A 22,721-nucleotide genomic window follows, 5' to 3' on the forward strand; every position below is an offset into this window, starting at 1 on the left:
CGCGCGGTTCGGTGAAGCGACAAGGAATTTTTGTTGAAAATCGCGGCGGCTACCATTTTGCTCGTGCGAAGCCGCGTCAGGTCCGGACTCGCCGGAGGCGTTTTCAGATTTCGGGAGAGTGATACGGTTTCCGGACGATCACTTTCGGAAACCGTATCACGAGCCCGCGCGGCGCCTGAGCGAGGCCGGTTTCCGCATCGCGAAGCGATCATCCGGAAACCGTATGACCTCGTCCTTGCTTCGAGGTGCCGGGGGATCGGACGATGCTGACGGGTGGATGCCTCTGCGGGCAGGTGCGCTACGCGGCCGATGGGCCGGTCTTCCATGAGACCATCTGCCATTGCGCCTGCTGCCGCCGGGCGGTCGGCGCAGCCAGCGTGGCGTGGTTCAGCGTGCCACGGGCCGCGTTCCGGCTGACCGCGGGAGAGCCGGCGCGCTACCGGTCGAGCCCCGGCGTCCTGCGCGGCTTTTGCGGCGTCTGCGGCACCTCCCTCACCTACGAGACGCGAGGTCATCCGGACGCCGTCGACGTGACGGTCGCGAGCCTCGACGATCCGGACGCGGTGGTGCCGCGGGACCACACCCAGGCGGCGGAGCGCCTGCGCTGGACGATCATCGGCGACGGCTTGCCGGTCCATCCCGGCGCCCGGCCCGAGGAAACGCAGGGATGAGGGGATGCGCGCTTCCTCCGCCCGGGGGCGCCCTCACGGCCGCGTCAGCTCCTCCTCCAGATGCGGGGCGATCGCCCGGGCCTCGGCCAGGAAGGCCGCCACCAGCGGGGTCATCGGATCGCGCTCCGGCACCACGAGGCCGATCGTGTGGCTCACGTCCGGATCGGTGATGGGCACCGCGCGCACCCGCTCGGTCAGCTTGAAGGTCTCGGCGAGGGCCGCCGGCATGATGCTCGCCCACTTCGCCGTGCGCACATGGGTGACGAGCACGATCATCGAGTTCGATTCGAGGATCGGCGCCGGCTCGGCGCCGGCGGCGCGCAACTGGCGATCGATGATGCGCCGGTTCTGCATGTTCGGCGTGAGCAGGCAGAGCGGGATGCGCGCCACCTCGGCCCAGGTGACGCTGTCGCGCCCGCCATAGATCCCGTCCGCGGCGGTGAGCAGCCGGTACTGCTCCCGGTAGAGCGGCACCGTCGTGACGCGGCCGAGCGGCTCGTTCTCCAGGTAGGTGAGCCCGGCATCGAGTTCGAGATTGGCGATCTGCCGGACGATCTCGTGCGAGGTCGCCGATTGCACGGTGAAGCGCACGGCCGGATGACGCGCGCGGAACGGCGTGGTCAGGTTCGCGACCATCGGGGTCGCGGTGGGCACGGCCGCCATCCGCAGCGTGCCGGACAGGCCGCGGCGCAGGGCCGCCACCTCCTGGCGCATGGCCCGGGTGTCGCCGACGATCCGCCGCGCCCAGTCGAGCACGCGCTCGCCCTCCGGCGTGAAGCCCTGGAAGCGGGAGCCGCGCTGCACCAGCATCACGCCGAGCCGCTCCTCCAGCTGCTTCACCCCGGCCGAGAGCGTCTGCTGGGAGACCCCGCAGGCCTGGGCGGCGCGCCCGAAATGCTGCTCGCGCGCCAGCGCGAGGATGAATTCCAGTCGGTCGATCATGGCGTGGCCCGTCCCCCCGGGACCCTGCACGAGCGGGGCGGCAGCGCCAACCGGGAGCGCGCGCCGCCGGGCGAGCTCCCCTTAATCCAAGTCTAAAAACTGGACGAAGGTCCGGGTCCCTCCGACGCTTAGCAGCCGAAGATGCGACGCCAACGCCGTTGCGCTTGCTGCGCCATTGTGGTGTGAGACGCCCACTGAACGATCGTCGGCTGGTGCCGGTCCATGCGGCCGGCCGGCGCAGCGATCGGCGGCCGGCCGCCTCGCGCGAGGGGGGATCCCGGGCGCCGTCAGACCGACTGAAACCGGAGCACCGAGGGCGATATGGGGATGGCGAGGGCTCAGCATCGGCGGTTCAGCCGATCGTTCGTGGGAGGGGCCGCGGCGGTGGCGGCACTCCTGACCGGCACCGCGGCCTTCGCGGCCGGCACCGGCAAGCCCGAGCCGTGGCAGATGGACCTCCAGAAGCCCGTGACGGCGGTGGCCACCGAGATCTACAACTTCCACCACCTGCTCAACGTCATCATGCTGGGCGTCGTCCTGCTGGTGCTGGCGCTGCTGCTGGTGGTGATCTTCCGCTTCAACGAGCGCAAGCAGCCGAGCCCGTCGCGCACCACCCACAACACGATGCTGGAGGTGGCCTGGACCATCGTCCCGGTGCTGATCCTGGTGGCGATCGCGATCCCGTCCTTCCGCGTGCTGCGCACCCAGCTCTCCGACCCGAAGGCCGACCTGATGGTCAAGGTGGTCGGCCACGCCTGGTACTGGTCCTACGAGTACCCGAAGGAGGTCGGCGGCTTCGGCTTCGACGCCAACCTGCTCGAGGGCGAGGATCAGGTGAAGTCGGGCCAGCCCAAGCTGCTCGCCACCGACAACGAGATGGTCGTGCCGGTGAACAAGATCGTGAAGATCCAGGTCACCGCCGCCGACGTGATGCATTCCTGGGCGATGCCGTCCTTCGGCTTCAAGATCGACGCCATCCCGGGCCGCCTCAACCAGTTCTGGTTCAAGGCCGAGCGCGAGGGCACCTATCACGGCCAGTGCTCGGAACTCTGCGGCCAGCGCCACGCCTACATGCCCATCACCGTCCGCGTGGTGAGCGACGAGGCCTTCCAGGCCTGGACCGCCGAGGCGAAGACCAAGTTCGCCCGCATCGAAACCGGCGCGCCCCGATACGCCTCGGCGCGCTGATCCGATCCGGCCGGGCTCGGGAGGCCCGGCCGCCCCTGACGACGCGAAACCCCGCGAAGAGGTTCCTTTCATGGCAACCGCCGCATCGGCCGGGCACGCTGAGGCCCACGAGCACACTCCACCCTTCTTCCAGCGCTGGTTCAACTCCACGAACCACAAGGATATCGGCACCCTCTACCTGCTCTTCGCCTTCTCGGCGGGCATCGTCGGCGCCTTCCTGTCCTTCGGCATCCGCATGGAGATGCAGGAGCCGGGCCTTCAGTACTTCTCCAATCCGCAGACCTACAACGTCTTCGTGACCGGCCACGGCCTCATCATGGTGTTCTTCATGGTGATGCCGGCGCTGATCGGCGGCTTCGGCAACTGGTTCGTGCCGCTGATGATCGGGGCGCCCGACATGGCGTTCCCGCGCATGAACAACATCTCGTTCTGGCTCACCGTCGCGGGCTTCATGAGCCTCGTCTGCTCGCTCTTCGTCGAGGGCGCCCCGGGCGCGGTCGGCGCGGGCACGGGCTGGACGGTCTATCCGCCGCTCTCCACCGACGGCCATCCCGGCCCGGCGGTCGATTTCGCGATCTTCGCCCTGCACCTGTCGGGCGCGGGCTCGATCCTCGGCGCCATCAACTTCATCACCACCATCCTGAACATGCGCGCGCCGGGCATGACCCTGCACAAGATGCCGCTGTTCGCGTGGTCGATGCTGGTCACCGCCTTCCTGCTGCTGCTGTCGCTCCCGGTGCTGGCCGGCGCGATCACCATGCTGCTCACCGACCGGAACTTCGGCACCACCTTCTTCAGCCCGTCCGGCGGCGGCGACCCGATCCTGTACCAGCACCTGTTCTGGTTCTTCGGTCACCCCGAAGTCTACATCATGATCCTGCCGGCCTTCGGCATCGTCTCGCACATCATCGCGACCTTCTCGAAGAAGCCGGTCTTCGGCTATCTCGCGATGGCCTACGCGATGGTCGCGATCGGCGTCGTCGGCTTCGTGGTCTGGGCCCACCACATGTACACGGTCGGCCTGACCCTGCAGACGCAGTCCTACTTCGTCTTCGCCACCATGGTCATCGCGGTGCCCACCGGCGTGAAGATCTTCTCGTGGATCGCGACCATGTGGGGCGGCTCGATCCGCTTCACCGCCGCCATGCACTGGGCGGTCGGCTTCGTCTTCCTGTTCACGGTGGGCGGCGTCACCGGCGTGATCCTGGCCAACGCGGCCGTCGACCGCTACCTGCACGACACGTACTACGTGGTGGCGCACTTCCACTACGTGCTGTCGCTCGGCGCCGTGTTCATCATCTTCGCGGGCGTCTACTACTGGTTCCCGAAGATGACCGGCCGCATCATCCCGGAATGGGCCGGCAAGCTGCACTTCTGGCTCGCCTTCATCGGCGCCAACGTGCTGTTCTTCCCGATGCACTTCCTGGGCCTGGCCGGCATGCCGCGGCGCTATGCCGACTATCCGGATGCCTTCGCGGGCTGGCACTACGTGGCGACCATGGGCGGCCACATCTTCGCGCTCGGCATGGTGGTGTTCGTGATCGGCATCGTGCTCGCCTTCCGCTCGAAGGAGCGCGCCGCGGACAATCCGTGGGGTGAGGGCGCGACGACGCTGGAATGGACCCTGTCCTCGCCGCCGCCCTTCCACCAGTACGAGACCCTGCCGGTGATCGTCGACGATCCGTCGCACGCCCACTGAGCCCGAACCACGCGCAGGGCCGCCTCCGGGCGGCCCTCGCTCTTCCCCCGAAGGCTGCGGCCAAGGTCCGTCCGGGCCGGCACAGCCTTCCGGCGAGGAGCATCCGCTCCCCCCGCTTCGCCCGTCGCTTGCGTATCGGTGCCATGACGAGCCTGACGAACAGCCTGAACCGCGCCGAGCCCCTGGCCACCGCCTCGGACGGCGACGTCGCGGACTTCTTCGCCCTGCTGAAGCCGCGGGTGATGGCGCTCGTGATCTTCACGGCCCTCGTCGGCATGACCGTGTCGCCGAGCCACGTGAACCCGGTGATCGCGGCGGTGTCGCTCCTGATGATCGCGGTCGGGGCCGGCGCCTCGGGCGCCCTCAACATGTGGTGGGACGCGGATATCGACGCGGTGATGACCCGCACCCGCACCCGGCCGATCCCGGCGGGCCGCATCCGCCCCGACGAGGCCCTGGCCTTCGGCCTCGTGCTCTCGGTGGGCTCGGTGCTGGTGCTCGGGCTCGCCGCGAACTGGCTCGCGGCCGGGCTCCTCGCCTTCACCATCGTGTTCTACGCCGTGATCTACTCGATGTGGCTCAAGCGCGCGACGGCGCAGAACATCGTGATCGGCGGCGCGGCGGGGGCGCTGCCCCCGATGATCGGCCAGGCCGTGGTGACGGGGACGGTCGGCATCGAGAGCACGATCCTCTTCCTCATCATCTTCATCTGGACGCCGCCGCATTTCTGGGCGCTGGCCCTGGTCAAGTCGGGCGACTACGCCAAGGCCGGCATCCCGATGATGCCGAACGTGGCCGGCCCCGATTCGACCCGCCGCCAGATCGTCGCCTACACGCTGCTCCTCGCGCCGCTCGGCCTCGCCCCCGTGGCGCTCGGCTTCGGCGGGCTGATCTACGGCCTCGTGGCGCTCGTCGGCGGGATCGCCATGCTGGTCTTGAGCCTCCAGGTCCATCGCCGCCGGGAGGGCGAGATCGCCAACCGGACGGCCATGAGCCTGTTCGGCTTCTCGATCCTCTACCTGTTCCTGCTGTTCTCGGCGCTGCTCGCGGAGCAGGGCCTCGGCCTGATGCGGCCGGTTTCCATGTTGGTCGGATGACGAACCTTCCCAGTCTGACGCCCGAGGAGGCGCGCCGTCGGCGCAAGCGCTCGGTCGCGATCGCGCTCACGCTCGCCGCCCTCGTCGCGATCTTCTACGTCCTGACGATCGCCAAGCTCGGCCCCCAGGTCCTCAACCGGCCGCTCTGATCCGCGAGGTGCCGCGATGATCCCTCCCACTCGGCCCGGCGCTGCGGCGCGCGACGGCGTCCGCCGGACGCTCCTCGCCTGCGTCGGCGTCGTGGTGGGCATGACCGCCCTCGCCTACGCGTCGGTCCCGCTCTACGACCTGTTCTGCAAGGCGACCGGCTATGACGGAACCCCGCTCGTCGGCAAAGGGCCCGCCACGGCGGTGTCCGAGGAGACCATGACGGTCCACTTCGACACCAACGTCGCGCCGGGCCTGCCCTGGCGCTTCGCGGCGGAGACGGCGCGGGTCGAGGCCAAGCTCGGCGCGACCCAGACGGTGTTCTTCCGCGTCACCAACACGGCGAGCGTGCCCACCGCCGGGGTCGCCACCTTCAACGTGCAGCCCGGCCTGATGGGCGGCTTCTTCGTCAAGATCCAGTGCTTCTGCTTCAACGAGCAGACGCTGCAGCCCGGCGAGACCATCGACGTGCCGGTGGTGTTCTACGTCGATCCGGCGGTGCGGACGGACGCGAACACCCGCGACTACACGGAGATGACGCTCTCCTACACCTATTTCCCGTCGCGCAACGGCCAGCCCACGGCCGCGCTTGCGACAACGGGCGCGGGGGCTCCGCGGCCGAATTGACCCTATGGCCCGGTGACAAGCGCCGGGCTCGCACCGTAAAGCGTGAGCCAAGCGGGCCGCCCGAGGGGTTAAGCGGCTCCGGCCCACGAGATGGCCTAAGACCGGCGCGGGGCGCGTCCGGTTCCAGTCGAGGCGAGGAGAACGAACACGATGGCCGAGGCGCACGCGAAGCACCACGACTACCACCTCGTCAATCCGAGCCCCTGGCCGCTCCTCGGCTCGTTCAGCGCCTTCACGATGACCACGGGCGCGGTCTTCTGGATGAAGAGCCTCACGCTCGCGAAGCTGCCGATCGGCCCGTACCTGTTCTTCGCCGGCTTCATCGGCGTGCTCTACACCATGCTGAGCTGGTGGCGGGACGTCGTGCACGAGGCCAACAGCGGCGATCACACCCGCGTGGTGCAGCTGCACCACCGCTACGGGATGATCATGTTCATCGCCTCCGAGGTGATGTTCTTCGTGGCGTGGTTCTGGGCCTATTTCGACGCGGCGCTCTACACCGCCGAGCCGATCCAGGCGGCGCGCCTGGAATTCACGGGCGGCACCTGGCCCCCGAAGGGCATCGAGGCCTTCGACCCGTGGCACCTGCCGCTCCTCAACACCCTGATCCTGCTCACCTCCGGCACCACGATCACCTGGGCCCACCACGCCCTGCTGAACAACGACCGCAAGGGCGTGAAGTACGGCCTGTGGCTCACCATCGCGCTCGGCATCCTGTTCAGCTTCGTGCAGGGCTACGAGTACAGCCACGCCCATTTCGGCTTCTCGGGCAGCATCTACTCGGCCACCTTCTTCATGGCGACGGGCTTCCACGGCGCCCACGTCATCATCGGCACGGTGTTCCTGGCCGTCTGCCTCTACCGGACCTATCTCGGCCACTTCACGCCCAAGCAGCATCTCGGCTTCGAGTTCGCCGCCTGGTACTGGCACTTCGTGGATGTGGTCTGGCTGTTCCTGTTCGCGGCGATCTACGTCTGGGGTTCGGGCGTCGGCCACGCGGCGGCGCACTGAATCCCGCTGCGGCGAAAGGAAACTGGAACAAGGGCGGCGCGAGCCGCCCTTTTTCATGGCGGGGGGCGCGCCGAAGCCCCATATCGGCGGCGGGCTCAAGGCCGGTCCCCGCGGCCGGCCCTCGCGACGCATTGGCCGCGACCGGGGGCGCCGGAGGCGCGCCGCCCCATCAGCCGAGGAGCATGGCTCAGGTGGACGATACCCGCACGACTCCGTCGCCGGCGATGGCCGGCCTGCGCGGGCGCTGCCCGCATTGCGGCGAGGGCCACCTGTTCAAGGGGTTCCTGAGCTTCCGCCCCTCCTGCGAGGTCTGCGGCCTCGACTTCAAGTTCATCGATTCGGCGGACGGGCCGGCCTTCTTCGTGATGTCGATCGTCGGGCTCGTCGTGGTGGCGCTCGCCATGTGGGTGGAGTTCGCCTACGAGCCGCCGCTCTGGCTCCACGCCGTTCTGTGGACGCCGCTCGCCATCATCCTGAGCCTGGTCCTGGTGCGCCCGCTCAAGGGGCTGATGGCCGCCCTGCAATTCGCCAACCGGGCCGAGCAGGGACGTTTCCGCTGATGGAGGCGGCGGTGCCGGCCGGACGCCCGGCCTCCTGGCGCGCCCTCGCCGCGCCGGGCCTCGCGACGCTGGTCTGCCTCGCGATCCTCCTCGGGCTCGGCACGTGGCAGTTGCAGCGCAAGGCCTGGAAGGAGGGGGTGATCCGCCAGATCGGGGAGCGCTCGCGGATCGAGCCGCCGCTCGCCCCGCCCGCCTCCTGGGATCCGGCCGCCGACGAGTTCAAGCGGGTGCGGGTCACCGGCCGCCTCCTCCACGACAAGGAGACGCTGGTGCACGGCCTCGCGCCGGGCGAGATTCCGGGGCGTGCCCTCCAGGGCTACTACGTGCTGACGCCGCTCGAGCGGGCGGACGGCCCGCCGGTCCTGATCAACCGCGGCTTCGTGCCGACCGAACTCCGCAACCCGGCCGACCGGCAGGCGGGCGAGGTCGCGGGCTCGGTCACCGTCACCGGCATGCTGCGGGCGAGCGAGGCGCGCGGCATGTTCGTCCCCGCCCCCGACCCGAAGCGGGGCGAGTGGTTCAACCGGGACATCCCGGGCATCGCCGCCGCAAGCGGCCTCGACGCGGTCGCGCCCTACCTGATCGAGGCCGATGCCACGCCCAATCCCGGCGGCTGGCCGCGCGGCGGGCAATTGCGGGTCGATCTTCCGAACAACCACCTGCAATACGCCTTCACGTGGTACGGCATCGCGCTGTGTCTGGTCGGCGTGTTCTCGGCCTATGCCTGGAAGAAGCTCCACGAGCCGGCCTGACAACCTGCCTGAGCCGCGTCGAGCAGCGCCGCATCGCGGATGCCGAGGGCGCCGCCATGCTCGGCCATTTGCGCCTCATGAATGGCGAGAGCGACCTCCCGCCCGACCCAGGTCGGCACTCCGTCGCAAGCGCCCTCAGGGCATTGCGCCGCCGCTTCAGGCTGTCCTGCGCCGTGCGCATCTGGTCTTCGAAGGTGGGATCGTAGGGGGTGAGCCCGTATCCGTCGGGTGATTCCGTGAGGAACACGGTATCGCCCTTCTCGAGCTTGAGGCGGGCGACGGCCTCTTTCGGCAGAACGACACCGACCGAGTTGCCGATCGCCGTGACCTTCAGTGCGAGCATGCCGGCATCCCCGATCTCGTCACAACGGTCGTTATAACCTGGGGCGCCCGCGAGGGATCCCGCAAGCCCGATCGGGCGGCGTCCGGCGAGCCCGTTCTCCCATCCCGGCTGACGCGCCCGCCCATTTCGTGTAGGCCACCGGCAGATTCAGGACGTTTTCCCGTGCTTCATGTCTCGACCCGCGGCGCCGCCGCGCCGCTGACCTTCACCGATGCGCTCCTCGCCGGGCTCGCCCGCGACGGGGGCCTCTACATTCCCGAGCACTGGCCGGCGCTCGCGCCCGCCGCCATCGCGGGCCTCGCCGGGCGCCCCTATGCCGAGGCGGCCAAGACCGTGCTGTCGCCCCTCGTCGACGGGGAGATTCCGCAAGCCGACCTCGACCGGATGATCGAGGGCGCCTATGCCGGCTTCCGGCACCCGGCCGTCTGCCCGCTGGTGCAGCTCGCCGACAACCTCTTCCTGCTCGAACTCCATCACGGCCCGACGCTCGCCTTCAAGGACGTGGCGATGCAGCTCCTCGGCCGGCTGATGGATCACGTGCTCAAGGCCCGCGGCAGCCGCGCCACCATCGTGGGCGCCACCTCGGGCGACACCGGCAGCGCCGCCGTCGAGGCCTTCCGCGGCCTCGATCAGGTCGACGTCTTCATCCTCTACCCGCATGGCCGCGTGTCGGAGGTGCAGCGGCGCCAGATGACCACGGTGGATTCGGACAACGTCCACGCCATCGCGGTCGAGGGCACCTTCGACGATTGCCAGGCAATCGTGAAGGCGCTGTTCCAGCATCCGCGCTTCGCCGAGGACGTGCGCCTGTCGGGCGTCAACTCGATCAACTGGGCCCGCGTCGCCGCCCAGGCCGTCTACTACTTCACGAGCGCGGTGGCGCTCGGCGCGCCGCACCGGCCGGTCTCCTTCTCGGTGCCGACCGGCAATTTCGGCGACATCCTCGCCGGTTGGGTCGCCAAGCGGATGGGCCTGCCCATCGGTCGGCTGATGATCGCCACCAACGCCAACGACATCCTGGCCCGCACCCTCGCGAATGGCGCCTACGAGGTGAAGGGCGTCGCCCCGACGACCTCGCCCTCGATGGACATCCAGGTCTCCTCGAACTTCGAGCGGCTGGTCTTCGAGGCTCTCGACCGGGAGCCCGCCGCGCTGAACCGCCTGATGGCGGGCCTCAAGCAATCGGGCGCCTTCACGCTGCCGCCCGCGGTGCTGGAACGGATCCGGGCCGAGTTCGACGCCGCCGCCGTGCAGGAGCCGGAGGTCGCCGCCGAGATCCGCGAGACCTACGCGCGGACCGGCCACGTGCTCGACCCGCACAGCGCCATCGGCGTGCGGGCGGGCCGGCGGCTTCTCGACGCCGACCCGGCGACGCCGGTGGTGGCGCTCGCCACCGCGCATGCGGCGAAGTTCCCGGACGCGGTCGAGGCCGCGACCGGCCTGCGGCCGGCCCTGCCGCCCCACCTCGCCGACCTGATGGGCCGGCGCGAGCGCTTCACCGTGCTGCCGAACGACGAGGGCGCGATCGAGCGCTTCATCCGCGAGCGGGCGCGCATCCTGCGCGGGGCCGCCGCGTGAACGAGCATTTCGCGACCTTCGGCGCCTCCCCCAGCCTGCGCATCACGCGGCTGCCCAACGGTCTCACCGTCGCCACCGAGCCGATGCCCGGGGTCGCCACCGCGACGCTGGGGGTCTGGGTCGGCGCCGGCTCGCGCCACGAGCGGCCGGAGGAGCACGGGCTCAGCCACCTCATCGAGCACATGGCCTTCAAGGGCACGCGGATGCGCAGCGCCCGGGCCATCGCCGAGGACATCGAGAACGTCGGCGGCGACATCAACGCCGCCACCAGCGCCGAGCAGACGAGCTACACCGCGCGCGTGCTCGGCGAGGATATCGGCGTCGCCCTCGACGTGATCGGCGACATCCTGACCAACTCGGTCTTCGACGCGGGCGAACTCGCCCGCGAGAAGGGCGTCATCCTCCAGGAATACGCCGCGATCGAGGACACGCCGGACGACGTGGTCTACGACGCCTTCACGGAGGCGGCCTTCCCGGACCAGCCGATCGGCCGCCCGATCATCGGCCGCCCGGAGACGATCCAGAGCTTCGACCGCGCGGCGATCGAGGCCTATCTCGCCCGCGAATACACCCCCGACCGGATGGTGCTGGCCGCGGCCGGCGCGGTGGCGCACGAGGCGATCGTGGCGGCGGCCGAGCGCTCCTTCGGCGCCCTGCCGGCGCGCAGCGCCCCCGCTTCCGTACCGGGCCTCTACCGGGGCGGCGAGCGGCGGATGATGCGCAGGCTCGAACAGGCCAACCTCGTCCTCGGCCTGCCCGGCCTCTCGTTCCGCGACGAGGGCTACTACGCGCTGCATCTGTTCGCGCAGGTGCTCGGCGGCGGCCTGACCTCGCGGCTCTGGCACGAGGTGCGCGAGACCCGCGGCCTCGCCTACGAGATCCACGCCTTCCACTGGCCCTTCTCGGATTGCGGCCTGTTCGGCATCGGCGCCGGCACGGCGGGCGCGGACCTGCCGGCCCTGGTCGACGTCACCGTGGCCTGCCTCGCCAGCGCCGCCGCCTCGATCGAGGAGACGGAACTCGCCCGGGCCAAGGCGCAGCTCAAGGTCTCGCTGCTCTCCGCCCTGGAGACGCCCGGCGGGCGCATCGAGCGCATCGCTCGCCAGCTCCTCGCCTGGGGCCGGGTGATCCCGGCGGGCGAGATCATCGCCAAGGTCGATGCGGTGACGCCCGAGCAGGTCCGCGCCGCCGGGCGCGCCGTGATGGCGGGCGCGCCGACGCTGGCGGCGATCGGCCCGATCCGCAAGCTCCAGAGCCTGGACGCGATCGGGAGCGCGCTGCGGGCGGCGTGAGGGCCGGCCCCGGCGCTCCTCCGCGTCGGCCGGCTCAGGCGGCGCCGCGCAGCACGCCCGTCGAGCCCCGCAGCACCGGCCGGCCGCTCAGCACGACCTTGCGCACCGGCTGGTCCGGGCTCCTGATCCGCTCGAACAGCAGGCTCATCGCCTGCGCGCCGATCTCGGCGACGGGCTGCTCGATCACCGTGAGCCCCGGCTCCACCAGCTCGGTCCAGGGCTCGTTGTCAAAGCCCGCCAGCGCCAGGTCCTCGGGGATGCGCAGCGACAGGGCGCGGGCAGCCCGCAGGGTCCCCATCAGGATCAGCCCGTTCGACAGGATCAGCGCCTCGGGCCGGTCGTCGGCGCCGAGCCAGCGCGCCGCCGCCGCCTCGGCCGCCGCCGCGTTCGGCAGCGCCGTGCGGCTGGCGGGCGCGAGGCCGTGGCGGCGCATCGCCGCCTCGTAGCCGGCCTGCCGCTCCGCCGCCGTGGAACTCGTCGAACCGAACAGACCGCCGATCCGCGAGAAGCCCTGGGCCACCAGATGGTCGACCAGGGCCGTGGCCGCCGCGACGTTGTCGAGGACGACCCCGTCGAAGCGCCCCGGCGGGCCGGTGCGGTCGATCAGCACCGCCGGGAAGCCGAGATCGTCGAGGCTCTCCGCCGTCGCCCGGGTCGGCGCGAAGATCACCCCGGTGACGCGCTCCTCCTGCATCAGGCGCAGGTACATCGCCTCCCGCTCGGGATCCTCGTCGGTGTTGCAGAGGATCACCCGCATCCCGGCCTGATAGGCCGCATCCTCCACCGCCCGGCTCACCGCCGTGAAGAACGGGTTGCGGATGTCGGCGACGATCAGCCCGATCGTCTGCGTGTCCTGCGAGCGCAGCCGCCGCGCCGAGAGGTTCGGCCGGTAGCCGGTGGCGCGCACCGCCGCCTCCACCTGCTCGCGCAGGGCCTGGCTGACCGGGCCGCCGCCGAGCGCCCGCGAGACCGTCGCGGTCGACACCCCCGCGGCGCGGGCGACGTCACGAATGCCGACGGTCATGGGCGGAAAACGATTGCAGGCTCATTCCCGCCAATCTGCCAGCTTAGGGTACCGACAGCAAGCGGGTGCGCCCCCGGATCGGCGATGCATAGTTGACAGGTTTTGTGAAAACGTTTTCAGTTGCCGTAACGATCAGGCTGGATCACGGCCGATGCCGTCCCGGGAGAGAGGCCCCATGCTCGCACCGACGCCGACATTCTCGCCGCGCCTGCTGATCCGGCTGGGCGCCTCGCCCGCGACCAAGGAGGCGGCGATCCGCGAGGCGGCCCAGCTCCTGGTGGCCGCCGGCTGCATCGACCCGGCCTACGGCGAGAGCATGCTGCGGCGCGAGGGCGTGGCGAACACCTATCTGGGCCACGGGGTCGTCATCCCGCACGGCATGGTGGACGACCGGCACCTCGTGCACGAGAGCGGCCTCGCGGTGCTCCAGGTGCCCGGCGGCGTGCCCTGGCACGACGGCCAGACGGCGCATCTCGTCGTCGCCATCGCGGCGCAATCCGACACCCACATCACCGTGCTGCGCCGCCTCACCCGGCTGATCCAGGACGAGGCCGGGCTGGAGCGGCTGCGCGTCACCGACCGCCAGGAGGAGATCGCGGCGGCGCTCAGCGCGGAGGCGGCCCCCTCCCCCGCCGCCGGCCCGGCCGCGGACCTGCGCCAGCGCTTCGACTGGACGGTGGACTACCCCACCGGCCTGCATGCCCGCCCGGCCTCGCACTGGGTCGAGACGGCGCGCGCCTGCCCGGCCCGCATCCAGGTGCGCCACGGGGCGCAGGTGGCGGATGCCAAGAACCTGATCGCCCTGCTCCAGCTCGGCCTGCGCTGCGGCGACGCGGTGGTGATCTCGGCCGAGGGCGAGGACGAGGCGGGCTCCCTCGCCCGGATCTGCGCCGCGGTGACCGGCCTCAGCGCGGGCGAGAAGGCGGCGGCGCAGCGGGCCGCCGAGGCGGCCGCCCGCGCCGCCGGCCCGGTGGCGGGCTGGAACCCCGCCGGATCGCCCCGGATCCTGCCCGGCCTGCCCGCGAGCCCCGGCCTCGCCATCGGCCGCGTCCACGTGCTCAAGCCCGCCACCCTGGAGGTGCCGGACGAGCCGGAGCCGCTCACCAGCGGCGGCGACCGCCTGCACGCGGCCCTCGCCACCACGGCCGACCAGCTCAAGGCGCTGGCCGACGACACCGAGCGGCGCCTCGGCAAGGCGGATGCGGGCATCTTCCGGGCGCAGGGCGAGCTGATCGCCGACACCGACCTGATCACCCTCGTCTGCCAGCTGATGGTGGAGGGCCACGGCGTCGCCCATGCCTGGAACCAGGCGGTGGAGCGGATGGCCGGCCAGCTCTCGGCGCTCGGCAACCCGGTCCTCGCCGCCCGCGCGGCGGATCTGCGCGACGTCGGCCGCCGGGTGCTCGCGGCGATCGATCCGGCCCTGCGCCGCGGGCAGGCCCTGCCGGACGAGCCCTGTATCCTGATCGCCCCCGACCTCGCCCCCTCCGACACGGCGGGGCTCGACCCGGCCCGGGTGATCGGGCTCGCCACCGCCCAGGGCGGTCCGACCTCGCACACGGCGATCCTGGCGCGCACGCTCGGCATCCCGGCGCTGGTGGCGGGGGGGCCGGGCCTCCTCGCCCTCGTGGACGGCACGGCCGCGATCCTCGACGGCTCGACCGGCCGGCTCTACGCCGAGCCGGACGAGGCGGACCGCGCCGCGGCCGAAGCCTGGCGGGCGCGCCAGCAGGAGGCGGCCGCAGCGGAGGCGCGGCAGCGGGCCGAGCCGGCGCGCACCCGCGACGGGCGCACCCTCGCGATCGGCGCCAACGTCAACACGCCCGAGCAGGTGCCCTTCGCCCTCGACCAGGGCGCGGAGGGCGTGGGCCTGATGCGCACCGAGTTCCTGTTCCTGGAGCGCGGCGACACGCCGGGCGAGGACGAGCAGTACGAGACCTACCGGGCGATGCTCCGCGCCCTCGACGGGCGTCCGCTCATCGTGCGCACCCTCGACATCGGCGGCGACAAGCAGGTGGCGCATCTGCACCTGCCGCGGGAGGAGAACCCCTTCCTCGGCGTGCGCGGGGCGCGGCTGCTCCTGCGCCGCCCCGACCTGATGGAGCCGCAGCTGCGCGCGCTCTACCGGGCCGCCCGGGACACGCTGCCCTCGGACGCGCCCGGCGGCAAGGAGGCGCCCCTCTCCATCATGATGCCGATGATCACCTCGGTGCCGGAGGTCTTGCGCCTGCGCGAGACCTGCGAGCGGATCCGGGCGGAGATCGGCGCGCCCCCGGTGCCCCTCGGCATCATGATCGAGGTGCCGGCCGCCGCCATCCAGGCGGACGTGCTCGCCCGCCACTGCGACTTCTTCTCGATCGGCACCAACGACCTGACGCAATACGCCCTCGCCATCGACCGGCAGAACACCGACCTCGCGCCCGAGGCCGACAGCCTGCACCCGGCGGTGCTGCGGCTGATCCGCATGACCTGCGAGGGCGCGGCCCGGCACGGGCGCTTCGTGGGGGTCTGCGGCGGCATCGCGGGCGATCCGTTCGGAGCCTGCCTGCTCGCGGGGCTCGGCGTCGATGAATTGTCGATGACCCCGCGGGACGTGCCGGGGGTCAAGGCGCGCCTGCGCGGGGCCGATCTCGCCGCCCTGAAGGCGTTGGCCGAGCGGGCCTGCGGCCTGGAGGACGCCGCCGCCGTGCGGGCGCTCGAGAGCGCCGCGGTCCAGGGGAGCGCCGCGTTCCAGGGGAGCGCCGCGTGAGCCCGATCGTCACCCTCACCCTCAACCCGGCGATCGACCTCACCGTCACCCTCGACGCGCTCGCGCCGGGCCACGTTCACCGGGCGCGCGACGCCCGCCGCGATCCGGGCGGCAAGGGCGTGAACGTCGCCGGCTGCCTCGCCGATTGGGGTCTGCCCGTGGTGGCGACCGGGCTGCTCGGCCGGGACAACGACGCCGCCTTCGCCGGGTTCCTCACCGGGAAGGGCATCGCCGACCGCTTCGTACGCGTACCGGGCGAGACCCGCACCAACCTGAAGCTGCTCGACCTCGGCCGCTCCGACACCACGGACGTCAACCTGCCGGGCATCGCGGCACGGGCGGAGGATCTCGCCGCGGTGCGGGGGGCGCTCCTCGAGGCCGCCGCGCCGGACGGGCTCGCGGTTCTGGCCGGCAGCCTGCCCGCGGGGCTCGCGCCCGCGACCTATGTGGGGCTCACCGCCGATCTCACCGCGCGGGGCACCCGCGTGGTGGTGGATGCCTCGGGGCCGGCCCTCGCGGCCGTGCTCGCCGCCCCGCCCGGGGCGCTGCCCTTCGCGGTGAAGCCCAACCGTCACGAATTGGAGGAATGGGCCGGCCGGCCGCTGGCCGATCTCCCCGCGGTGATCGCGGCCGCCGGAGCGCTGGCGGAGCGCGGCATCCCGCTCGTCGCGGTGTCGCTGGGGCCCGACGGCGCGCTCTTCGTCGGCCGCGAGGGTGTGCTCCACGCCCATCCCCCCGCCATGGCGGTGGGCAGCACGGTCGGGGCGGGCGACGCCCTGGTGGCGGGCCTCGTCGCCGGGCTGCAAGCCGGCGCGTCCCTCGCCGAGACGGCCCGGCTGGCGCTCGCCTTCGCGGCCGGCAAGCTCACGCGCAACGGCGCCAACCTGCCCGACCGCGCGACGGTCCGGGCGCTGGCGGAGCGGATCCGCATCGAGACGCTGCGGCCCTGACCGGCCCGGCCTCCCAAGAACCTGAGATCCCTAAGAAAACCGCACGGAAACGCACCAGGAGATCCCCCATGGCACAGTTGCTGGCGGTGGTTGGAGGCGGCGACCTCTCGACTCACGCCCTCCTCGCCGCCGAGGCCCTGCGCAAGGAGGCAGGCCGGCGCAACCAGACGCTCGCCGTCGAAGTGCGGGGCGCAGGGCTCGGCGGCCCGCCGCTCCCCGAGGCGGCGATCCGCGAGGCGCGGGCCGTACTCCTCGTCGGCGGCGGCGACCTCGGCGAGGGCCGCTTCGGGGCGCTGCACCGCGCCCGGGTCGCCATCGAGGACGTGCTGGCGGACGTGGCCGCGGTGATCGACCGCGCGCTCGGCGCCGCGGACGGGCCCGCCCCCGCCGCAGAGGCCGGGGCGGCGTCCAAGCGGATCGTCGCCGTCACCTCCTGCCCCACCGGCATCGCCCACACCTTCATGGCGGCGGAAGGCATCCAGGCCGCCGCGCAGGCGCTCGGCCACGCGGTGCGCGTGGAGACGCAAGGCTCGGTCGGCGCCCGCGACACCCTGACGCCGGAGGAGATCGCGGCGGCCGACCTCGTGCTGATCGCCGCCGATACGGGCGTCGACCGGGCGCGCTTCTCGGGCAAGCGCGTCTACGCCACCACCACCAAGGCGGCGATCCGCGACGGCAAGGGCCTGATCGCGACGGCCCTCGCCGAGGCGCAGGTGCAGGGCGCCGAAGCGGCGGCGACGGAGGCGGCGGCGCGGCCCGCCGCGAAGGCGGGCGCCTACAAGCACCTGATGACGGGTGTCTCCTTCATGCTGCCCTTCGTGGTGGCGGGCGGCCTCCTGATCGCGCTCGCCTTCGCGGTCGGCGGCATCGACGCCATGAGCCGGCCCGGGACGCTCGGCTACGCGCTGGGCGAGATCGGCGCCAAGGGCGCCTTCGCGCTGATCGTGCCGGTGCTCGCCGGCTACATCGCCTTCTCGATCGCCGACCGGCCCGGCCTCGCCCCCGGCATGATCGGCGGCATGCTGGCGGCGAATCTCCAGGCGGGCTTCCTCGGCGGCATCGCGGCGGGCTTCATCGCCGGCTATACGGCGCGCTTCCTCAACGCCCGCATCCGCCTGCCCAAGAACCTGGAGGGCCTGAAGCCCGTCCTGATCCTGCCGCTCCTCGCCACCCTGGTCACCGGCCTGCTGATGGTCTTCGTGGTGGGCGTGCCGGTCGCGGCGGCCCTCGCCGCGCTGACGGGCTGGCTCAAGGGCATGCAGGGCACGAGCGCGCTCCTGCTCGGCCTGATCCTCGGCGGCATGATGGCGGCGGACATGGGCGGCCCGATCAACAAGGCCGCCTACGCCTCCGCGGCGGCGCTGATCGCCTCGGGCGTCTGCGCACCGATGGCCGCGGTGATGATCGGCGGCATGACGCCCCCGCTCGGCCTCGCCCTCGCGACGCGGCTGTTTCCCGGCCGCTTCACGGCGCCGGAGCGCGAGGCGGGCGGCGCGGCGGCCGTGCTCGGCGCGGCCTTCATCACCGAGGGCGCCATCCCCTTCGCCGCCGCCGATCCCCTGCGGGTGATCCCCGCTATGGTGGCGGGATCGGCCGTGGCCGGCGCGGTGGCGCTCGGCCTCGGCGTCGAGCTGAAGGTGCCGCATGGCGGCCTGTTCGTGCTGCCGATCCCGAACGCCGTCACCAACCTGCCGGGCGCGGTGCTGGCGCTCGGCGCCGGCACGGTGGTGACCGCCCTGATCGCGGGCCTGCTCAAGAAGCGCGCGGCCTGAGGGCCAGAACAACACGCGGCATCACTCCCCGAAGCGGTCGCCGGCTCGGCGGAGACGTCGATGCGAAAGCCATGACCTAGGCAATACATCGTCAACCCGGACCAGACGCGCTTTCCATTCCGCCCCCGGAGCATCCCGGATGCCTTCGTGATCGGCGCCAAGCTCTCGGTCGACCTGTTCACCCTGGCGGGCCTCGCCAAGGGCCCGGGGGATTGATACCGCGGCGCCTCCGGCGCGCAGCCCGGCCGGGCCCACCTCCGGAGCCGTTCGAGGCACACGGGATCAGTCGTCGCGCGACGCGTCGCCGGATCGGTCGGTCCGCAGGGCGTCACCATCCCGGCCCGGCAGGCATCAATCGCCGCGCGAGTTCCGTCCCGGCAGAGAAATTTGACGTCGGGTCCGATCCGGCCGCATGACGCCGTTCCGGCTATATCTCTGCACTTCCCTTGCGGCATCTTGCAGGAACGATTCCGCGCCATTAAGGAATGGAAAATAGTGTTGCATCAGACTGCGCCTATCGGACGATGGAATGACCCTGAACTCCGGAGCGTGGACGATGTTTGAAGTTGCGGAATGCGTGCTCTATCAACACCAGCGCGCACTCGTTCTGCTGGCGGCGGGCGTCTGGACGGTCGGGAGCTTCGCTTTCTTCCTGATCTTGAGACGCGCGCGGGAATGCACGGACGAGCGGCGGGCCTTGTGGGTGGCGATCGGGGCGCTGGCCGGCGGCACGGGCGTCTGGGCGACGCATTTCGTGGCCATGCTCGCCTATGACGGCCCGATGCCGCTCAGCTTCGATCTCGGGCCGACGATCCTCTCGCTCGCCGCGATCATCGCGACCTTCTGGTTCGTGGGCCGCGCCACCGTCCGGGACATCCGCCCGATCGAACACCTCGCCGTGGGGAGCGGCGCGGCCCTCGGCATCGGGCTCATGCACCTTATCGGCATGACCGCCATCCGGGCGGCGGCCCAGGTGCAGTACGAGGTGACACCGATCGCCCTCGGCGTGCTCGTCGCGGCCCTCTGCCTGGTTGCAGCGAGCGCGATCTTCGCGCGCTGCTCGGGCTACCTCCAGATCGCAGCCCCGGCGCTCCTCGCCATCGTGGCGGTCTGCGCGCTGCATTTCACCGCCATGGCGGCCACGACGCTGGTGCCCGATCCGCACATGGCGACGCCGCCCGCCCCGACGCAGACCTCCTGGGTGGTCGGGGCGATCGTGGCCGCCACCCTGATCCTGCTCGTCGTCACCAGCACCGCGGTGGTGATCGACCGCACCATGACGGATCTCCGGGGCCTCGTCGGGGCCACGCTGGAGGGATTGGTGGTGGTGCAGGCCGACCGCGTGATCGAGGCCAACGAGCGCTTCTGCGCCATGCTGGGCCTCGCCGCGGGCGATCTCATCGGGCGCTCCGCGGACCGGTGGCTGCGCGCGGCGGACGGCCTGCCGGCGAGCACCCCGCGCGCGCAGCCGGCCGAGGCCGTGCTTCTCACCGCCGATGGTGGCACGCGCATCACGGAGATCGTCTCGCGCACGATCGCCTATCGCGGGCGCACCTGCGAAGTGCTGGCCGTGCGCGACCTGACCGAGAAGCAGGAGGCGCGGCGCCAGATCGAGCATCTCGCGCATCACGATCCCCTGACGGATCTTTCCAACCGCGTCCTGTTCGACGCACGTCTCGCCGCCGCCCTGGCGCGGGCCGCGCAGACGGGCGGCTCGGCGGCCCTGATCGCCCTCGACCTCGACCGGTTCAAGGCGGTCAACGACATCTTCGGGCATGCGAAGGGCGACGACATCCTCTGCCGCGTCGCCGTGCTGCTGCGGGAGGCGGCCGGCCCGGACGACACCGTCGCACGGGTCGGCGGCGACGAGTTCATGATCCTGCAATCCGGAGAGGCGCAACCGGAGAGCGCGCTGGCCCTCGTGGAGCGCATCCTCGCGGCCTTCGCGCGCGAGATGGACCTTGCCCGCGATCCGACCGCGATCGGGGTGAGCATCGGCGTCGCCGTCTATCCGAAGGACGGAACCGAGGCCGAAGCCCTGCGCCACGCCGCCGATCTGGCGCTCTACCGCGCCAAGGCCAGCGGCCGCGGGCAGGCGAGCTTCTTCGACCGGGAGATGGATCTGGCGATGCGCGAGCGCCGCGCGATGGAGCACGACCTGCGCCACGCCATCCTGCGGCGGCAGATGTCCGTGGTGTTCCAGCCGCTCGTGACCGCGTCGGGCCGGTCGATCGCCGGCTACGAGGCCCTGCTGCGCTGGACGCACCCGCTGCGCGGGCCGATCCCGCCGGGGCAATTCATCCCCATCGCCGAGGAGACCGGCTCGATCGTCCAGTTGGGCGAGTGGGTGCTGCGCGAGAGCTGCCGCAGCGCCGTCGCGTGGCCGCCGCACATCTTCCTCGCCGTCAACGTGTCGCCGGTGCAGTTCCAAGTCCCCAACCTCGCCGAGACGGTGGCGGCCATCCTGGCAGAGACGGGGTTTCCGGCCGCGCGGCTGGAGCTGGAGGTCACCGAGAGCGTGCTCCTGCGGGACAGGGTCACCACCCTCGCCACGCTGCACAGGCTGAAGGACCTCGGGGTCCGGGTGGTGATGGACGATTTCGGCACCGGCTACTCGTCCCTGAGCAACCTTCAGAGCTTTCCGTTCGACAAGATCAAGATCGACCGCAGCTTCGTGGCCGCCATGGCGGAGGACGCGGCCGCCCGGTCGATCATCCGGGCGATCGTCGGCCTCGGCCACAGCCTCGCCATGCCGGTCGTGGCGGAGGGCATCGAGACCGAGGCCCAGCTCCGGATGATCATCGAGGAGGGCTGCCCCCAGGCGCAGGGCTACCTGTTCGGCCGGCCGGGGCCGAGTCCCGTCTGCGCCGCCCCGGTCGGGCGTGTCGCCTGAGCGCGGGGCCGAGCAGATCCGCGGGCCGCTCGGCTATTGCGACGCGCCCGCCTTGCCGGCCTCGATCACGCCGAAGCCCTGCGCCTCGAAGAAGGGCTTGGCCGCCGCCGTCCGCAGGAAGGCGAGGAAGCGTGCCGCACCCTCGCCCTTGGCCTCGGCCGTGACCGCGAAGGGATAGACCACGGGCGGATGGCTGTCCGCCGGGAAGACGCCGACGATCCTGACCCCCGGATCCGACCTGGCGTCGCTCTCGTAGACGACCCCGAGCGGCGCTTCGCCCCGCGAGACCAGCGCCAGGGCGGCGCGGACGTTGTCGGCCTGGGCGAGCCGCGGCCCCACCGACGCCCACAGGCCGAGCTTCTCGAAGGCGGCCTTGGCGTATTTGCCGATCGGCACCGCGTTCACGGCGCCGGTGGCGAGGCGACCGTCGGGCCCGAGGGCGCGCGCGAAGCTCTCCGGGGTGAAGGCGATCTCGCCGAGCGCCGCCTGCTTCTGCGCCACGACCACCAGCCGGTTGGCGAGCAGGTTCACCCGGGTGTCGGGGCGGATCAGCTTGCGCTGCGCGAGGTAGTCCATCCATTCCAGATCGGCCGAGGCGAACAGGTCGGCGGGGGCGCCCTGCTCGATCTGGCGGGCCAGGGCCGAGGAGGCCGCGTAGCTCGCCCGCACCGGAATCCCGCTCTCGGCCGTGAAGGCCTTGCCGGCCTCGTCGAGGGCGTTCTTCAGGCTCGCGGCGGCGAACACGGTCGTCGCCTCGGCGGCCTGTGCCGGCGTCAAGCCGACGAGACCGACGGCGCAGAGGAGGAGCAGACGTTTCAGCATGGCGGCACGGCTCGTTCTGGCTTCGGCGCCCCGGTGGCGGAGCGGTCCTGCTATATCCACGACAATACAGCAGAGCCGCAATGGCGGCCTCCGAATCGCCGCGGGTCCATGCGACGACCATCCGCGGGGTCCCGCCTCGGCGCGGCCGGCCCCACCCGGCGGGGCGGCATGATCGATCAGGGTCCGATGGTGGAGATCGCGCTCGCGCTGCCGAATGGCGGGCGCATCGCGCCGGGCGACATCCGGCTGGTCGAGGCGATCCGCCAACACCGCTCGATCATTCGGGCGGGGCGCGCGCTCGGCATCTCCTACCGCAAATGCTGGCTCACGGTGGATGGGCTGAACCGCATGTTCGAGACGCCCGTGATCGCCACCCATCCGGGGCGCAAGCAGGGCGGGGCCGAACTCACGCCCTTCGGCGAGCGGCTCGTCGCCCTCTACCGCTCCATCGAGCGGCGCAGCGCGGCCGGGGCCGCCGCGGCGCTCGGCGAACTCGCCGCTGCGGCCGATCCCGGCTTCACCGCTCAGCATCATTCGCCGAAATCGCCGCTGGTCCGGCAGCACCGATGATGCGGAAAGAGAACCCAGGCGGAATCGCGTGGGG

At 71.7% G+C, this 22,721-nt stretch carries 20 protein-coding genes; 16 read left to right on the plus strand and 4 right to left on the minus strand.

The annotated features are described in order from the left end of the window. The first annotated feature begins 263 nt into the window (after positions 1 to 263). Complete coding sequence (locus ACE101_RS16290) at positions 264 to 671, plus strand: GFA family protein (protein ID WP_379131387.1); 408 nt, start codon at positions 264 to 266, stop codon at positions 669 to 671. Between the two features lie 33 nt (positions 672 to 704). On the opposite strand, the gene ACE101_RS16295 is transcribed toward ACE101_RS16290, so the two are convergent. Beyond that, complete coding sequence (locus ACE101_RS16295) at positions 705 to 1,613, minus strand: LysR family transcriptional regulator (RefSeq protein WP_379131390.1); 909 nt, start codon at positions 1,611 to 1,613, stop codon at positions 705 to 707. A 321-nt stretch (positions 1,614 to 1,934) separates the two neighbouring features. On the opposite strand from ACE101_RS16295, the gene coxB reads away from it, so the two are divergent. From coxB to ACE101_RS16335, 8 genes are all read left to right on the plus strand, one after another. Next, positions 1,935 to 2,801: a cytochrome c oxidase subunit II gene (gene coxB, locus ACE101_RS16300; protein WP_379131393.1), complete on the plus strand. Its 867-nt coding sequence runs from the start codon at positions 1,935 to 1,937 to the stop codon at positions 2,799 to 2,801. A 70-nt stretch (positions 2,802 to 2,871) separates the two neighbouring features. Further along, on the plus strand, positions 2,872 to 4,500 hold the full coding sequence (ctaD, locus tag ACE101_RS16305; RefSeq protein ID WP_379131395.1) for a cytochrome c oxidase subunit I: 1,629 nt from the start codon (positions 2,872 to 2,874) through the stop codon (positions 4,498 to 4,500). Positions 4,501 to 4,643: 143 nt separating this feature from the next. Beyond that, complete coding sequence (locus ACE101_RS16310) at positions 4,644 to 5,597, plus strand: heme o synthase (protein ID WP_379131397.1); 954 nt, start codon at positions 4,644 to 4,646, stop codon at positions 5,595 to 5,597. Further along, positions 5,594 to 5,746: a cytochrome c oxidase system small membrane protein gene (locus ACE101_RS16315; protein WP_379131400.1), complete on the plus strand. Its 153-nt coding sequence runs from the start codon at positions 5,594 to 5,596 to the stop codon at positions 5,744 to 5,746. The genes ACE101_RS16310 and ACE101_RS16315 overlap by 4 nt, the downstream gene beginning before the upstream one ends. A 16-nt stretch (positions 5,747 to 5,762) precedes the next feature. Next, on the plus strand, positions 5,763 to 6,371 hold the full coding sequence (locus ACE101_RS16320) for a cytochrome c oxidase assembly protein (RefSeq protein WP_379131402.1): 609 nt from the start codon (positions 5,763 to 5,765) through the stop codon (positions 6,369 to 6,371). Positions 6,372 to 6,521: 150 nt separating this feature from the next. Continuing rightward, a complete protein-coding gene (locus tag ACE101_RS16325) occupies positions 6,522 to 7,382 on the plus strand; it encodes a cytochrome c oxidase subunit 3 (RefSeq protein WP_379131405.1) in 861 nt (286 codons plus the stop codon). 182 nt (positions 7,383 to 7,564) lie between these two features. Continuing rightward, positions 7,565 to 7,942 (plus strand): DUF983 domain-containing protein, encoded by a 378-nt coding sequence (locus ACE101_RS16330; protein ID WP_379131408.1) that lies wholly within the window; start codon positions 7,565 to 7,567, stop codon positions 7,940 to 7,942. Continuing rightward, positions 7,942 to 8,694, plus strand: coding sequence for an SURF1 family protein (locus tag ACE101_RS16335; protein WP_379131410.1), 753 nt, complete (start codon positions 7,942 to 7,944; stop codon positions 8,692 to 8,694). Before ACE101_RS16330 ends, ACE101_RS16335 begins: the two co-directional genes overlap by 1 nt. On the opposite strand, the gene ACE101_RS16340 is transcribed toward ACE101_RS16335, so the two are convergent. Then, entirely contained in the window at positions 8,615 to 9,037 is a 423-nt protein-coding gene (locus ACE101_RS16340) for an AbrB/MazE/SpoVT family DNA-binding domain-containing protein (protein WP_379131413.1), read from the minus strand. The two genes, ACE101_RS16335 and ACE101_RS16340, sit on opposite strands and share 80 nt — an antisense overlap. 162 nt (positions 9,038 to 9,199) lie before the next feature. On the opposite strand from ACE101_RS16340, the gene thrC reads away from it, so the two are divergent. Together thrC and ACE101_RS16350 are read left to right on the plus strand one after the other, a co-directional pair. Then, positions 9,200 to 10,615, plus strand: coding sequence for a threonine synthase (gene thrC / locus ACE101_RS16345; protein ID WP_379131415.1), 1,416 nt, complete (start codon positions 9,200 to 9,202; stop codon positions 10,613 to 10,615). Beyond that, positions 10,612 to 11,907: a M16 family metallopeptidase gene (locus ACE101_RS16350; protein WP_379131417.1), complete on the plus strand. Its 1,296-nt coding sequence runs from the start codon at positions 10,612 to 10,614 to the stop codon at positions 11,905 to 11,907. The genes thrC and ACE101_RS16350 overlap by 4 nt, the downstream gene beginning before the upstream one ends. A gap of 34 nt (positions 11,908 to 11,941) precedes the next feature. Here the strand turns inward: ACE101_RS16350 and ACE101_RS16355 are convergent, their stop codons facing one another. Beyond that, positions 11,942 to 12,931 (minus strand): LacI family DNA-binding transcriptional regulator, encoded by a 990-nt coding sequence (locus ACE101_RS16355; protein WP_379131420.1) that lies wholly within the window; start codon positions 12,929 to 12,931, stop codon positions 11,942 to 11,944. Between the two features lie 175 nt (positions 12,932 to 13,106). Here ACE101_RS16355 and ptsP point away from each other — a divergent pair, with 175 nt between their 5' ends. The 4 genes from ptsP (at position 13,107) to ACE101_RS16375 (ending at position 21,295) form a co-directional block, all read left to right on the plus strand. Further along, complete coding sequence (gene ptsP / locus ACE101_RS16360) at positions 13,107 to 15,680, plus strand: phosphoenolpyruvate--protein phosphotransferase (RefSeq protein WP_379131423.1); 2,574 nt, start codon at positions 13,107 to 13,109, stop codon at positions 15,678 to 15,680. Further along, on the plus strand, positions 15,677 to 16,630 hold the full coding sequence (pfkB, locus tag ACE101_RS16365) for a 1-phosphofructokinase (protein ID WP_379131425.1): 954 nt from the start codon (positions 15,677 to 15,679) through the stop codon (positions 16,628 to 16,630). Before ptsP ends, pfkB begins: the two co-directional genes overlap by 4 nt. A gap of 68 nt (positions 16,631 to 16,698) precedes the next feature. Beyond that, the gene (locus ACE101_RS16370; protein WP_379131427.1) at positions 16,699 to 18,402 is read left to right on the plus strand and encodes a PTS fructose transporter subunit IIC; all 1,704 of its coding nucleotides are present in this window, start codon (positions 16,699 to 16,701) and stop codon (positions 18,400 to 18,402) included. Positions 18,403 to 18,958: 556 nt separating this feature from the next. Next, positions 18,959 to 21,295 carry a bifunctional diguanylate cyclase/phosphodiesterase gene (locus ACE101_RS16375; RefSeq protein WP_379131430.1) on the plus strand — a complete coding sequence of 779 codons (2,337 nt, stop codon included), beginning with the start codon at positions 18,959 to 18,961 and terminating at the stop codon, positions 21,293 to 21,295. Between the two features lie 33 nt (positions 21,296 to 21,328). Here the strand turns inward: ACE101_RS16375 and modA are convergent, their stop codons facing one another. Beyond that, entirely contained in the window at positions 21,329 to 22,117 is a 789-nt protein-coding gene (gene modA, locus ACE101_RS16380; protein WP_379131432.1) for a molybdate ABC transporter substrate-binding protein, read from the minus strand. A 168-nt stretch (positions 22,118 to 22,285) separates the two neighbouring features. On the opposite strand from modA, the gene ACE101_RS16385 reads away from it, so the two are divergent. Further along, positions 22,286 to 22,687 carry a winged helix-turn-helix domain-containing protein gene (locus tag ACE101_RS16385; RefSeq protein WP_379131434.1) on the plus strand — a complete coding sequence of 134 codons (402 nt, stop codon included), beginning with the start codon at positions 22,286 to 22,288 and terminating at the stop codon, positions 22,685 to 22,687. Positions 22,688 to 22,721 lie beyond the last annotated feature (34 nt).

This window comes from Methylobacterium carpenticola (assembly GCF_042748905.1).
Lineage (GTDB): Bacteria > Pseudomonadota > Alphaproteobacteria > Rhizobiales > Beijerinckiaceae > Methylobacterium > Methylobacterium carpenticola.